The sequence below is a fragment of the Burkholderia paludis genome, assembly GCF_000732615.1.
GTDB lineage: Bacteria > Pseudomonadota > Gammaproteobacteria > Burkholderiales > Burkholderiaceae > Burkholderia > Burkholderia paludis.
The window spans coordinates 16,493-29,526 of record NZ_JPGL01000088.1; the positions used below are offsets into that span (position 1 = coordinate 16,493).

At 70.7% G+C, this 13,034-nt stretch carries 11 protein-coding genes; 7 read left to right on the forward strand and 4 right to left on the reverse strand.

The window, feature by feature from the left end; translation table 11 throughout:
• Positions 1-9: 9 nt before the first annotated feature.
• The 3 genes from GQ56_RS0135960 to GQ56_RS0135970 all read right to left on the reverse strand — a co-directional run bounded on the left by GQ56_RS0135960 (position 10) and on the right by GQ56_RS0135970 (position 4,438).
• Positions 10-2,181: a hypothetical protein gene (locus tag GQ56_RS0135960; protein WP_031403249.1), complete on the reverse strand. Its 2,172-nt coding sequence runs from the start codon at positions 2,179-2,181 to the stop codon at positions 10-12.
• Between the two features lie 178 nt (positions 2,182-2,359).
• The gene (locus GQ56_RS0135965) at positions 2,360-3,772 is read right to left on the reverse strand and encodes a hypothetical protein (protein ID WP_031403250.1); all 1,413 of its coding nucleotides are present in this window, start codon (positions 3,770-3,772) and stop codon (positions 2,360-2,362) included.
• 111 nt (positions 3,773-3,883) lie between these two features.
• Positions 3,884-4,438: a GNAT family N-acetyltransferase gene (locus tag GQ56_RS0135970; protein WP_031403251.1), complete on the reverse strand. Its 555-nt coding sequence runs from the start codon at positions 4,436-4,438 to the stop codon at positions 3,884-3,886.
• Between the two features lie 234 nt (positions 4,439-4,672).
• Here GQ56_RS0135970 and GQ56_RS0135975 point away from each other — a divergent pair, with 234 nt between their 5' ends.
• On the forward strand, positions 4,673-5,590 hold the full coding sequence (locus GQ56_RS0135975) for a DMT family transporter (RefSeq protein WP_031403252.1): 918 nt from the start codon (positions 4,673-4,675) through the stop codon (positions 5,588-5,590).
• Positions 5,591-5,622: 32 nt separating this feature from the next.
• Here GQ56_RS0135975 and GQ56_RS0135980 read toward each other — a convergent pair whose 3' ends face one another.
• Positions 5,623-6,384, reverse strand: coding sequence for a 2-keto-4-pentenoate hydratase (locus tag GQ56_RS0135980; protein ID WP_031403253.1), 762 nt, complete (start codon positions 6,382-6,384; stop codon positions 5,623-5,625).
• A 384-nt stretch (positions 6,385-6,768) separates the two neighbouring features.
• Here GQ56_RS0135980 and GQ56_RS0135985 point away from each other — a divergent pair, with 384 nt between their 5' ends.
• The 6 genes from GQ56_RS0135985 to GQ56_RS0136010 all read left to right on the forward strand — a co-directional run bounded on the left by GQ56_RS0135985 (position 6,769) and on the right by GQ56_RS0136010 (position 12,886).
• Positions 6,769-8,004 (forward strand): ABC transporter substrate-binding protein, encoded by a 1,236-nt coding sequence (locus GQ56_RS0135985; RefSeq protein WP_081895025.1) that lies wholly within the window; start codon positions 6,769-6,771, stop codon positions 8,002-8,004.
• Between the two features lie 70 nt (positions 8,005-8,074).
• On the forward strand, positions 8,075-8,944 hold the full coding sequence (locus GQ56_RS0135990; RefSeq protein WP_031403255.1) for a carbohydrate ABC transporter permease: 870 nt from the start codon (positions 8,075-8,077) through the stop codon (positions 8,942-8,944).
• Positions 8,941-9,843 carry a carbohydrate ABC transporter permease gene (locus GQ56_RS0135995; RefSeq protein ID WP_043301736.1) on the forward strand — a complete coding sequence of 301 codons (903 nt, stop codon included), beginning with the start codon at positions 8,941-8,943 and terminating at the stop codon, positions 9,841-9,843. The genes GQ56_RS0135990 and GQ56_RS0135995 overlap by 4 nt, the downstream gene beginning before the upstream one ends.
• 4 nt (positions 9,844-9,847) lie before the next feature.
• On the forward strand, positions 9,848-10,633 hold the full coding sequence (locus GQ56_RS0136000) for an SDR family NAD(P)-dependent oxidoreductase (protein WP_031403257.1): 786 nt from the start codon (positions 9,848-9,850) through the stop codon (positions 10,631-10,633).
• Positions 10,630-11,775, forward strand: a complete 1,146-nt coding sequence (gene dgoD, locus GQ56_RS0136005) for a galactonate dehydratase (protein WP_031403258.1) — start codon at positions 10,630-10,632, stop codon at positions 11,773-11,775. The genes GQ56_RS0136000 and dgoD overlap by 4 nt, the downstream gene beginning before the upstream one ends.
• A 31-nt stretch (positions 11,776-11,806) precedes the next feature.
• Complete coding sequence (locus tag GQ56_RS0136010; RefSeq protein WP_031403259.1) at positions 11,807-12,886, forward strand: ABC transporter ATP-binding protein; 1,080 nt, start codon at positions 11,807-11,809, stop codon at positions 12,884-12,886.
• Positions 12,887-13,034: the final 148 nt, after the last annotated feature.

Here is a 13,034-nt window from a genome sequence, read left to right on the forward strand (position 1 = left end):
GGCGCGTGCTTACCAGTAGTAGCGGAGCTTCTGCGCCCACGGGCTGCCCGGGTAGGTGCTCTTCAGCGTGTCGAACCAGCGCTTGCGCGCGTTCTTCGGCACGTCCTTGCCGCCGCATTCGTTGTTGCCGCCCGGCGCATAGCACTTGATCGCGCGGTAGAACGCGTAGGCGCGGTCGTTCGGGTTCGCCTGCGCATCGGCCATCACCGTCACGTAGCTCGGCATCCGCTCGTACGGCTTGCCCGCGAACTGCGACGGCGCCGCGCCGAGCGTCGGCGGTACGCGCGTGGCGGTTGCCGTCGACGCATTGCGCGTCCACGGCGGCACCGGGTCACTGTCGACGCCCGACGCGGGCGGATGCAGGCGCACGAAATCGGCGAGGCAGTTCAGCGCCTTCGCGTCGCCCGGGTTCTGCTGGAGCGCCGTGGCGATGTCGCGGGCGGACGGGCACGCATAGCCGTCCTCGTTCTTGGCGCCGGCCGCGACGAACGGCTTCAGCGGATCGGCCGGCGTGCCGGATACCAGCGCGGCGTCGGCGACGAAGTCGGCGTAGCGCGAACGGGTGAGCTCCTTGTACAGCAGCGTGTACAGCGCGGTGTCGCGGATCGCGCCGCCGGCCGCCTGGTTTTGCGCCTGCGCGCGCAGCAGGTCCGCATTGGCCGAGTGCTGCAGCAGGATCGCGCGGATCGCGGCGTTCTGCACGGGCGAATCGTCGGCGAACACGTCGTTGACGAGCCCCGCCTGCTCCAGGTTGATCGCGAGCGCGAGCTCCAGCGCCTCGCGCTGGAAGCGCAGCTTCGCGAGCGGGATCAGGTCGCGCCACAGCTGGCGGGCCTTGTCGCCCTGGCCGCTATCCTCCAGCGCGAACCCGCGCAGCGCCTGCTGGCTCAGGCCGAAGTAGTCGAGCGGCGTGGCCGGCGTCTGCGGCAGCAAGGCGAGCGCGGCCTCAGGCTTGTGCCCGATCTGGACATACCAGGTCGCGAGCAGGTAGTCGTAGAGCACCGGTGCGTTCGCGAAGCGCGGCTTCTGCGCCTGCAGCTCGTCGAGCGTCAGCGGCTTGCTGGTGCCCGGATCGCTGCTGTTCGAGAGCCGCATGCGCAGCAGGTCGACGGTCGCGAGCACGGTCGGCGACTGGATCTGGCGCGCGTCGAGTTCCGAGCCGAACAGCAGCTTGCTGTCGAGTTCGTTCGCCAGCTGCATCAGCGGCACGTTCGACGTCTCCGGCGACCAGCGCGCGAGCGCGCGGCCGTAGAGGTCGGCCTGTTGCGTGACGTTTCCGCCGAGCCACGCGACGCGCCGCAGCAGCCCCGTCGCGGAAGCCGCGTAGAGCCCCTGCGGATACACCTTCAGATAGGTGCGAAACACCGTGTTCGCGGCGTCGAGCGACACCTTCGTCACGCGGTCGCGCGACGGCGCGGGGTTGTCGTTGTTGAACGCGTCGGCCTGCGCGGCGTTCAACTGCGCGCGCCCGACCATGTACAGCCCGGTTTCCTTCAGCCACGGGTTCGCGCTGTGCGAGGCGTTCGCGAACGCACGGGTCGCCGTGAGGAAGTCGTCGCGGTAGAACGCGTTCGTGCCGTCGAGGTACGCGGCGAACTGCTGGCCGAGCGGCGACTTGACCGGCGGCTTCGTCCACGCGGCGTTCGCGCCGCCCGCGGCGCAGGTTTTCTGCGCGATGTCGGTACGCGCCGCGCGCAGCCGGGCGGCTTCGTCGGCGGGGAGGCCGCCGGCGCCCGTCAGCGCGTCGTTGAACGCGTCGACGCCCGCGCTCATGCTGCGGCAGATGCTGCCTTCGCCGTCGGCGTACTGGCTCGACGACGCATCGGCATCCGCCGTGCCGCCGCCCTTGTCGGGCTGCTTCTGGCCGATGTCGATCCATCCGGAGAAGTCCATCGGGAACGGCACGATGATCTGGTTGATGCGATCCTTCGCCGGGATGGTCTTCGGGTCCGGAAACACCTGCGCGACCTTGCCGCTGTCCACCATCATCAGCATCGCGTTGACGCGCGTGTCGTTGGCGGGGCTCAGCATCGGCACGTTGGCGCACGAATAGCCGGCTTGCCGGAGCGTGGCCGGCGCATAGCAGCCGTCGTCCCCGCTGGCGCGGGCGGCCGGAATCCAGAGCAGGCTGGCCGCTAGCGCGGCAAACAGGTTTCGGTGCAGCAATCGGGTTGTTGGCATTTTTCTTGTGCGGAGGTGGGGCCGCGACGGCCGGGTCTCTCAGGGGGCGTCGTGCCCCGGCGCGTATCGTACCGCACCGGCGGGGCCGGTCGGGGCGCCCGGCGCCCGCCGAACCTGCGGCGGCCTTCCGGCGTGCGTGCCGGCCGGGCGGGCGGCACGCGACGCCAGCGCTCGCGCGTCACGCGCACACGCTGCTGGCAACGCCGTCGTCGGCGGCGTCGTCGATCGCGGCCCGCAGGTCGTCGATCGCCACCATCAGTTCGCGGACTTGCCGCAACGACGGGTATTGATGCAGCACCGCGCGCCATTGCGGCAGCGTCAGCAGCGCATGCCAGACGACGCCGAGGCCGGCCGGGTCGGCGTCCGGCCGTTGCGCGAGCGCACTCGCATAGTCGAGGCTGGCTTGCGCCGACAGCAGCTGCATCCGGCTCGCGGCGCCCAGCAGGCGCGGCGTCGGGTCCGCCGATGCATCGCAGCAATAGAGCACTTCCCGTTGCAGCGCCGCGTCGTCGGTCGTCAGCGCGCGCAGCGACGCGCCGTGCACGCGTACCGTGCCCTGATGCGTCTCGAACGAATAGGTCGTGCCCGGGTCGGCCTGCGCGAGCAGGTTCAGGCCGCGCAGCAGCCGTGGCAGGTCGGTCGTCGCGGCATCCGCCGAGGCCTTCGCCTCGACGAGGAAGCGGACGTTCCAGGCGGATGCCGGGTCGTCGCCGCGCGGGCGTTCGAGCAGGAGCGCGTCCCATTCGGTTTTCGCGCGGTCGTGCCGGCCCGGGATCGACGACGGCACGCGCATCGACGTGATCACCCGGTACGTGCGGCGGGCGTCCACGGCTTCGAGTCGGCGGGCCAGCGCGTCGAGCGCCTGCGCGGCCAGCGCCTCGACGGCCGCGCCGCGCTGCTGCGACGCGACGCCCTGCGCGAGCGCGATCGTGCTGCCTTCCGGCGGGCCCTGCCGGACCCAGAGCGCGCGGTAGCGGCGAACGTGTTCGTCCGACGCCAGCGCGCCGACCCGCAGCATGCGTTCGAGCGCCGGGCTGTCCTTCAGCCGGACGATGTCCTGCGCGAACCCGGGATCGGTCGCCATGTCGGGCAGTGCGAGCAGGTGCAGCAAGGTTGCGTGCAGGTCGGCCCACGCCGTTTCGGTGGCGGCTGCGTGCAGCCGCGCGAGCCCGTCGCGTTGCCACGCCTGCGCGCTGCGCGCGAGTTTGGCCGGATGCGCGATCGCATTGACGGCCGAATGCAGCGCGCGCCGGTCCTGCTCTGCGTGCGCTGACAACGATGCGTATTCGCGCACGCTCGGCGCGTCGTGCCGCAGCACCGAGGCCTGGAAGGCGGGATCGCCGGCATGCGGATCCATCGCGTCGCGGATCATCTGCGCGAGGGCGTCGATGAAGCGCTGCCGCAGTGCCGCGTCGGGCGCCCGGCCGTCGCCGTGCATCCGGCGTGCCGCCTCGATCACGTGGGCGAGGGTGGTGGCCGGGTTCACGGCATCGGCCGGCGACGGCGCGCCGTCGAGCGGCGGCAGCCGGTAGCGGCGCGCGACGGTGCGCAGGGTTTCGTCGAACAGGGCGGGAAGCGGTGTCAGCGACATGGCGGGATAGGAGCGTGAAGGCGGCGCGCGATGATGTGCAACGTTAGCACGCACGATAACGGGATGGTCGCGGCGATGCGGGACGCCGTCGCGCCCGGATCGCCGGCCGCGTCAGTCGCGCGCGAGGTCTTTCGTCAACGTCTCGATCGTCAGGTCGGCGTCGCGGGGCATGCCGACACCCGCATCGACCGGGTAGCGCGTCCGCTCGCCCGTGCGGGCGTAGCCGCGGCGCACGTAGAAGTCGATCAGTTCATGCCGGACCGACAGGACGACCATGACGGCCTTGCCGATCTGCCAGCGGCGGCGCGCGAGCTGCTCGGCCTCGTGCAGCAACGCCTTGCCGAGCCCGCGATCCTGCATCGACGGGGAGACGGCCAGCGTGCCGATGCGGGCCTCGGGGCCGGTCGCCGCGACTTCGATGCAACCGGCAACCCGTCCTTCGATCTCGGCGACGAGCAAGACGGTGTCGGGCGTCTCCAGCGTCTCGGCGACCTGGCGCGCCGTGATCCGCGGCCCGTCGACGATGGCCGCCTCGTGCGTCCATCCGGCCTCGGCCGTCGTCGGGCGGTAGGCCGAATTGATCAGCCGGACGAGCGCGTCGACATCGCGCTCGTTTGCTGCCCGGAAGCAGGGGGCGCCGTTGCGCGGCGCCGTCGCTCGATTCATCGCAGACACTCCGTTTCCATGGGGGCGGTTCGGCCCGAACCCGGCATCCGACAAGCATATCGGAACGGCGCGCCGGATTCGGCATGCGCCGGGCGCGGCCGAGCGGGCTGCAATCCATATTTCGCGTCACGCCGAAGCGTTCGCGCGCTGCCGCCCGCACAATCCGTTCGCATGACGCGTACCGAGCGCGTCGATCATGCCCCCGTCACGGACCACGAACGCGAGCGACCCGACATGCATTCCGCCACGCCCACCAGAGCGCCCGCCGTCGCGGACCTGCTGCTGCTCCTGACGCTCTCGACGCTGTGGGGCGCGTCCTACACCTTCATCCGGATCGGCGTCGAGACGATCCCGCCGCTGACGCTGATCGCCGCGCGCACGTTGATCGCGGGCTCGGCGCTGCTGCTGTGGATGCGCATCCGCCGCGTCGCGATGCCGCGCGATCCCGCCGTGTGGCGTCGTTTCGCCGTGCAGGCGCTGCTGAACAGCGTCGTGCCGTTCACGCTGATCGCATGGGCCGAGCGTTCGGTCGAAGCCGGCCTCGCGACGATCCTCAATTCCGCGTCGCCCGTCCTCGCGTTTCTCGGCACGTGGCTGATCACCCGCCACGAGACGTTGACGCCGCGCAAGCTGTTCGGCGTCGTCGCGGGGCTCGCCGGCATCGCGCTGGTGGTCGGCGTCGGCGCGCTGGAAGGGCTGGGGCGGCAGCTCGTGCCGCAACTGGCGATCGTCGCGGCGACCGTCTGCTACGCGGGCGCCGCGATTTACGGGCGCGGCTTCAAGGATTTGCCGCCCGCGGCGCCGGCCGCCGGCTCGCTGATCGTCGGCGCGATCGTGCTGGTGCCGGCCAGCCTCGTCGTCGATCGCCCGTGGACGCTTCACCCGTCGCCGCACTCGCTGATGGCGCTTGTCGCGCTCGCGGTGTTCTCGACCGCGCTGGCGTTCGTCATCTACTTCCGCCTCGTGCAGACGCTCGGTTCGGTCGGCGCGACGGCGCAGGCCTACCTGCGCGTGCCGATCGGCGTCGGCATCGGCGTCGTGCTGCTCGGCGAGTCGCTGTCGACGTCGGCATGGCTGGGGCTCGGGTGCGTCGTCGCAGGCGTGGCCGCGATGACGCTGCCGTCACGGCCGGTCGCGCGGCGGCGTACCTGAACCCGGGCGCATCGGCAGGCGCGCCGCGCGCGTCACGCCGTCAACGTCACCGACAGGCTGCCGAGGTCGCCGAAGCGGACCGTCAGCGCATCGCCGAGCGGCACGTCGATCGCCCCCGCATACGAGCCGGTCGTCACGATCTGCCCGGCGCGCACGGCATCGCCGCGCGACGCGAGGAAATTGACGAGCCACACCAGCGGCTTCAGCGGATCGCCGTCCGGATGGCGGCCGTCGATCGCACGGTTCAGCGCGCCCTCGAACGACAGCGCGAGCGTCTCGAGCGGCGCGTCCAGCCCGCCGGGCACGACCGGCCCGACGCACAGGCCCTGGTTGAACTGCCCGTCGGCGAGCAGCTCGAACTTCGACGCGCGCGCCGGCTCCGCATAGCGGCAGCCGAGCACCTCGAGCACGATGCGCACTTCGCGGATCGCGGCGCGGACGTCCTGTACGTCGTACGGCCGGTCGCGCGCGGGCAGGTCGCGATCGAGCACGAAGGCGATCTCCGGTTCGATCCGCACGATCGGCCCGCCGACGACGCGGTACGGCGCGTCGGCCGCGCGGATCGTCGACGCGAAGATCGGCGCGAGGATCACGCGGTCGGGCGGCGGCAGCGCGCATTTCCATCCGCCGACGGGTTCGCCGAGCAGGTCGGCCACGCGTTGCTGGATCGCCAGCGCGGTCTCGACATTCTCGGGGCGCAGCGTATCGGGCAGCAGCGGGCCGGGCGAGCCGGCATGGCGGGCGGCGACGAGATGCTGGGCGGCGCCGTCCACGCGTTCGGTAGTCGTTGTCATGTCGGTTGAACGAGTTGAAAGTGGGCCGGCAAAAAAGGGCCGGACGAAAGTCGCATATCCGATGATAGCGCCTTCGGCGCGAAGGCCGCTCGATCCGTTCGTGCACGGGCCGCCCGCGCCCGTTGCAACAGGCCCCCGGGATATCCCCTAGACGATCGGTCCGCCCCGGCGCTTGCAAGCCGGGGAGGTTGTGCGACACAATAGGGAAAGCGCTTTCCCAAGTGAATCGGATGAAGGGGGAAACGCGGGTTTCCTGCGCGACGGGCGACGGGGCGCGGCCGGATCGCACGCTGCGCGCCGCCGGCCGTGCGGCACTCGCCGTGCACCGCCGGCCGTGCGCCACTGGCCGTGCGCAACGATTCAACAACAACGTGGAGACAGCAGATGTTCAACAGGCTTCGGGCGGCAACTTTCGCAGTCCTTTCGGTGTTGGCGGCGCAGGTGTGCGCCGCGCCGGTCACGCTCGACGTGACGGGCTGGAAGGGCGGCGGCGCCGAGCCCGCCAACATGGCGGCGCTGATCGCAAGGTTCGAGAAGGAAAACCCCGACATCAAGGTCAAGTTCGAGTACATGTCGCGCAACGACACGACGACGGTCGTGTCGTCGCGGCTGCAGGGCGGCAACGGGCCCGACGTGCTGATGGTCGATCGCGAGCTGATGCGGCAATGGCAGGGGGCGCACCAGTTGCTCGACCTGAGCGGCGAGAAGTGGGTGCCGACGATCTGGCGCGGCGTGCGCGGTCATGCGCAGATCGGCGGGAAGACCTACATGCTGCCGATGGAGCTGGTCGGCATCGGCCTGTTCGCGAACCTCGACCTGCTCAGGCGCGCCGGCGTCGCGACGGTGCCGACCGACGTCGACCAGTTGAAGGCCGCCTGCGGCAAGCTGGCGGCGGCCGGCATCACGCCGATGCTGCTGCCCGCGAAGGAAGGCTGGGCGCCCGCGGCGCTCGTGATCGCGTCCGGGCTCGCGGCCGGCGGCGGCGATGCCACCGCGCGGGCCGAATCGTTCGTCGGCGCGGGCAGCGCGCGCTTCGCGGCCGATCCGGCGTTCAGGCAATCGGTGGCCGCGCTGAAGACGCTCGCGGACGCGAAGTGCTTCGCGCCGCGCCTGAACGACGGCGTGAGCGCATGGAGCACGGGGCTGACCGAATTCCAGGCCGGCCGCGTCGCGATGATGCCGCAGGGCGCATGGAACATCGCGAAGTTCAGCGCGACGAAGGGGCTGTCGTTCCAGTTCGCGCCGCTGCCCGCGCTGGTGCCCGGCAACGGGCCCGTCGCGCTCGACATGCTCGGCACCGCGTGGGCGATCAACGCGGCGTCGCACCAGGCCGACGCCGCGAAGAAGTGGCTGGCGTTCTGGGCGCGTCCCGACAACGACCGCCAGTTCCTCGACGCGGAAGCGGGATTCAGCCCGTTCGAGGGCGGCAGCGACGCGATGCCGCCGCAGGCGCAGCCCTATGCGGCCGCGCAGAAGAACGGCCATGTCGTGCTGTATCCGAAGGGCGTGTGGACCGGCACGCTGTTCACGGCGATCTGGAATTCGATGTCCGCGTATTTCCTCGACATCGGGCAGGACCCGGCGAAGCTGCTCGCCCGCTGGGATGCGGCCGCGCGATGAGCCGCCCGTCCGCCGACATTTCCCGCACCGCGCGCCGGCGCGCGGTGCGGTTCGACCAGGGAGGCGCGCGATGAAGCGTAACCGGACCTTGCTGTGGTGCGCCGTGCCGGCGCTCGCGCTGTACGCGCTGTTGAGCCTGTATCCGCTGTTCAAGGCCGCGCGGATGAGCCTGACGGATTTTTCCGGCGTGGGCGATGCGCACTGGATCGGGCTCGCGAACTATGCCGCCGCGTTCCGCGATCCCGCGAGCCTGCACACGCTCGTCGTCACGTTCACGTATGCGGCGATCGTCGTGATCGTGCAGAACGGGCTCGGGCTGCTGTTCGCGGCGCTGCTGTTCTCGCTGCCGCGGCTGCGCGGCGCGCTGCGGGTCGGGCTGCTCGTGCCGAGCATGTTCTCGGCGGTGATCGCCGGGTTCGTGTGGGAGTACCTGTACTCGCCGCTCGGCGGCGGCATCAACGAACTGCTGCATCTCGTGCATCTCGACGCGCTGCAGCAGGTGTGGCTCGGCGATCCGTCGGTCACGCTGCCGGCCGTCACGGCCGTGCACGTGTGGATGTACGTCGGCTACTCGACGGCGATCTTCCTGGCCGGCTACCTGAACATTCCGGCGGAGCTGCACGACGCGGCGAAGCTCGACGGCGCGAACGCGTGGGTGCGCTTCACGCGCATCGACCTGCCGCTGCTCGCGCCGGCGTTCACCGTGAACATCACGCTGAGCACGATCGGCACGCTGAAGACCTTCGAGCTGCCGCTCGTGCTGACCAACGGCGGGCCGGACGGCGCGACGACCACGCTCGGGCTGCAGATCTTCCACAGCCTGTTCAACGACTACAAGTTCGGTTTCGCGAGTGCGCTGTCGATGATCATGCTCGCGATCGTGGTGGTGGTGGCCACCACGCAGAACACGATCCTGCGCCGCCGGGAGGACAACCTGTGAACGTCATCCGTCAACGCTTTCACGAAGGCCGCCCGGCCGCCGGCACGTCGGCCGGCGGGCGGCGCGCCGGCGCGCTGCTGCGCCGCGTGCCGGGCTGCGCGCGGCTCGTCGCCGCGATCGCGATCGTCGCGATCGTGCTGCTGCCGACGATCTACATGGTGCTGATGTCGCTGCGCACCGGCGACGACATCATCGCGCGCCCGCTCGGCCTGCCCGACCACGTGTTCTTCGGCAACTACGCGGCCGTGTTCACGCAAATGAACTACTGGCGCAGCGTCGCCAACACGATCGGCATCACGCTCGCGGTCACGTGCCTGGTCGCGCTGCTGTCGTCGCTCGCCGCGTATCCGCTGGCGCGCGTGAAGGGCCGGCTGTCGGGCGCGGTCTACATCGTGCTGACGCTCGGCCTGACGATCCCGATGTTCGTCAGCCTGACGCCGCTCTACGTGCTGTTCCGCGACCTGCACCTGCTCAACACGTATCTCGGCGTCGTGCTCGCCTACACCGTGCAGAGCCTGCCGCTCGGCGTGTTCTTCTACACCAGCTTCCTGAAACGGATTCCGCTCGAACTCGAGGAAGCCGCGGTGATGGACGGCTGCGGCCCGCTGCAGGTGTACTGGTACATCGTGCTGCCGCTGCTGCGGCCGATCACGGGCACGCTCGCGATGTTCGTCACGCTGTCGGTGTGGAACGACCTCGTCTATCCGCTGCTGTTCCTGACGGATGCGTCGAAGTTCACGATCACGGTCGCGGTGTTCCGCTTCATCGGCACCAACGACATCGATCCGACCAAGCTGTTCCCGGCGGCCGTGTTAGGCACGCTGCCGCTGCTCGTGCTGTTCTTCCTGCTCCAGCGCAGGATCGTCGCGGGCATCACGGCCGGCGCGGTCAAGGGGTGAAACCATGAATCCATTCGAATCGCTCGACGGCCGCGTGGTCGTCGTCACGGGCGGCGGCGACGGCATCGGCCTCGGCATCGTCGAGGTGCTCGCGCAATGCGGCGCGCGGGTCGTCGTCGCGGAGAAGAACGCCGCGCGCGCCGGCGCGGTGCGCGAACGGCTCGGCGGCCGCGATGCGCTGTTCGTCGAGACCGACGTCGCGGAGCCGGCGAGCGTCGCCGCGCTGTTCGAGCGCGTGGACGCGCACCACGGCCGGCTCGACGGGCTCGTCAACAACGCGGGCATCACGCTGCACGGCCCGTTCGACGCGTTCACGCTCGACGACTGCGACCGCCTGTACCGCACCAACCTGCGCGCGATGTTCCAGTGCGCGCAGCTCGCGGCGCCGCGCATCGCGCGCGCCGGCGGCGGCGCGATCGTCAACCTCGCGTCGAATCATGCGGGCGCGAGCGTGCCGGGCTTCGAGATGTACGCGGCGACCAAGGGCGGCATCGTCGCGATGTCGCGCGCGATGGCGACGAGCCTCGCGCCGCAGCGCATCCGCGTCAACACGCTGAGCCCCGGCTTCACGCTGAACGCGCCGATCGGCGCGGCGCTCGAGCGCGATCCCGCGCTGCTCGACGCGTATCGCGCGCTGCATCCCGCGCAGCGCATCAACGAACCGGCCGATATCGGCCGGATCGCCGCGTTCCTGCTGTCGGACGCGGCGGCCGGCATCGCCGGCGCGGATCTCGTCGCCGACAACGGCATGTCGGCGCTGCTGTTCAACCGGACCCGTTCCTCCACATGAAGATCACTGAAATCGAAACATTCGCGGTCGCGCCGCGCTGGCAGTTCGTGAAGGTCAGCACCGACGAGGGCCTCGCCGGCTGGGGCGAGCCGATCGTCGAGGGGCGCGCGGCCACCACCGCGGCCGCCGTGCACGAACTCGCCGACTACCTGATCGGCCGCGACCCGCGGCATATCGAGGACCTGTTCCAGGTCATGTACCGCGGCGGCTTCTATCGCGGCGGCCCGATCCTGACGAGCGCGATCTCGGGCATCGAGCAGGCGCTGTGGGACATCAAGGCGCGCGCGCTCGGCGTGCCCGTCTACGACCTGCTCGGCGGCCCGGTGCGCGAGAAGGCGCGCGTCTATGCGCACGTGAAGGGCGATACGCCGGAAGAGATGGCCGCGAACGCGCGGCAGCTCGTCGAAGCCGGCTACACCGCGCTGAAGATGGGCGTCGTCAACGCGACCGACTGGATCGAATCGCCGGCGGCGATCGATCGCGCGGTCGCGCGCTTCGCCACGGTGCGCGACGCGATCGGCAAGGAAGTCGGGCTCGGCATCGACTTCCACGGCCGCGTGCGCCGCCCGGTCGCGAAGGCGCTTGCGAAAGCGCTCGCGCCGTTCGACCCGATGTTCTACGAGGAACTGCTGCTGCCCGAGCACAACGACGCATTGCGCGAGGTCGCGCGCGATTGCGCGGTGCCGCTCGCGACCGGCGAGCGGCTGTTCACGCGCTGGCAGTTCAAGGCGCTGCTGCAGGACGGCGTGGTCGACATCGTGCAGCCGGACGTGAGCCATGCGGGCGGCATCTGGGAGCTGCGCAAGATCGCGGCGATGGCCGAGGCGTACGACGTCGCGGTCGCGCCGCACTGCCCGCTCGGGCCCCTCACGCTCGCGTCTTCGCTGCAGATCGATTTCTGCACGCCGAACGCGTTCATCCAGGAGCAGTCGACCAACGTCGCCTATCACGACGACAACGCGATGTACGCATACACGCGCGGCATTCCGTTCGCGTTCGACGGCGGCTACGTGATGCGCCCGGATGCGCCGGGGCTTGGCGTCGAGATCGACGAGGAGAAGGTGAGGGCGGCCGCCGCGACCGGGCACCGCTGGCGCAACCCGGTGTGGCGACGCGAGGATGGCTCGGTCGCCGAATGGTGAGCGGCACGAACGGACGAGGAGAAACCCAATCATGGCAAGTGTGTCGCTCAAGCAGATCCGCAAGCGCTACGACGACGGCGCGGACGTGATCAAGGACGTCAGCCTCGACATCGAGGACGGCGAATTCATGGTGTTTGTCGGCCCGTCGGGCTGCGGCAAATCGACGATGTTGCGGATGCTGGCGGGGCTGGAGGAGATCACGTCGGGCGACCTGCTGATCGACGGCCGCCGCGTCAACGACGTGCCGGCCGCGAAGCGCGGGCTCGCGATGGTGTTCCAGAACTATGCGCTGTATCCGCACATGACCGTATTCGAGAACATGGCGTTCGGGCTGAAGCTCGCGGGCGTCGATGCGGCCGAGACGCGCACGCGCGTCGGGCAGGCGGCCGACGCGCTGCGGCTGTCGGCGCTGCTCGACCGCAAGCCGAAGGCGCTGTCGGGCGGCCAGCGGCAGCGCGTCGCGATCGGCCGCGCGATCGTGCGCAAGCCGGGCGTGTTCCTGTTCGACGAACCGCTGTCGAACCTCGACGCGGCGCTGCGCGGCGGGATGCGGCTCGAACTCGCGCGGCTGCATCGCGAGCTCGGCAGCACGATGATCTACGTGACGCACGACCAGGTCGAGGCCATGACGCTCGGCGACCGGATCGCGGTGTTCAACGGCGGCCGCATTGAGCAGGTCGGCTCGCCGCTGACGCTCTACGAGCAGCCGGCGAACCATTTCGTCGCATCGTTCCTCGGCTCGCCGTCGATGAATTTCCTGCCGTGCCGCGTGCACGGCGGCGCCGCCGCGCCGCGCCTCGACGTGCCGGGCGGCTCGCTGCCCGCGCCGCCGGGCGAGGCGCGCGCGTGGCCGTCGGGTTCGCTGCAGCTCGGCATCCGGCCCGAGAACCTCGCGGTCGGCGCGCCGGGCACGGGGCTCGACGGCCGCGTCACGCACGCCGAGCACCTGGGCGACGCGACGATCGTCTACGTCGAGCTCGCGGGCCACGACCGGCCGCTGTCGGTGCGGCAGAGCCGCGACGCCTGCGCGGTCGCGGCGGGGCAGCCGGTCGGCGTGCGCGTCGACCTGCGGCACGCGCACTTCTTCGACGACGCGGGCCGCGCGCTCTGAACCCGGCCCGGCCGGCAGGTTCCGCCCGCCGCATCGGCGGGCGGCCGAACGCATGCATAACACCGAATTTCGATGACGACAGTGAAACTGGTACAGGGCGCGAACGCGGTCCTGGGGGGGGGGCCGCCCTGGGGCGGACGCCCGGCAC

Bases quoted from the DNA above. Each gene is read 5' to 3' on its own strand.
- GQ56_RS0135960 (WP_031403249.1), bottom strand. From the start codon at position 2,181: ATGCCAACAACCCGATTGCTGCACCGAAACCTGTTTGCCGCGCTAGCG.
- GQ56_RS0135965 (WP_031403250.1), bottom strand. From the start codon at position 3,772: ATGTCGCTGACACCGCTTCCCGCCCTGTTCGACGAAACCCTGCGCACC.
- GQ56_RS0135970 (WP_031403251.1), bottom strand. From the start codon at position 4,438: ATGAATCGAGCGACGGCGCCGCGCAACGGCGCCCCCTGCTTCCGGGCA.
- GQ56_RS0135975 (WP_031403252.1), top strand. From the start codon at position 4,673: ATGCATTCCGCCACGCCCACCAGAGCGCCCGCCGTCGCGGACCTGCTG.
- GQ56_RS0135980 (WP_031403253.1), bottom strand. From the start codon at position 6,384: ATGACAACGACTACCGAACGCGTGGACGGCGCCGCCCAGCATCTCGTC.
- GQ56_RS0135985 (WP_081895025.1), top strand. From the start codon at position 6,769: ATGTTCAACAGGCTTCGGGCGGCAACTTTCGCAGTCCTTTCGGTGTTG.
- GQ56_RS0135990 (WP_031403255.1), top strand. From the start codon at position 8,075: ATGAAGCGTAACCGGACCTTGCTGTGGTGCGCCGTGCCGGCGCTCGCG.
- GQ56_RS0136000 (WP_031403257.1), top strand. From the start codon at position 9,848: ATGAATCCATTCGAATCGCTCGACGGCCGCGTGGTCGTCGTCACGGGC.
- dgoD (WP_031403258.1), top strand. From the start codon at position 10,630: ATGAAGATCACTGAAATCGAAACATTCGCGGTCGCGCCGCGCTGGCAG.
- GQ56_RS0136010 (WP_031403259.1), top strand. From the start codon at position 11,807: ATGGCAAGTGTGTCGCTCAAGCAGATCCGCAAGCGCTACGACGACGGC.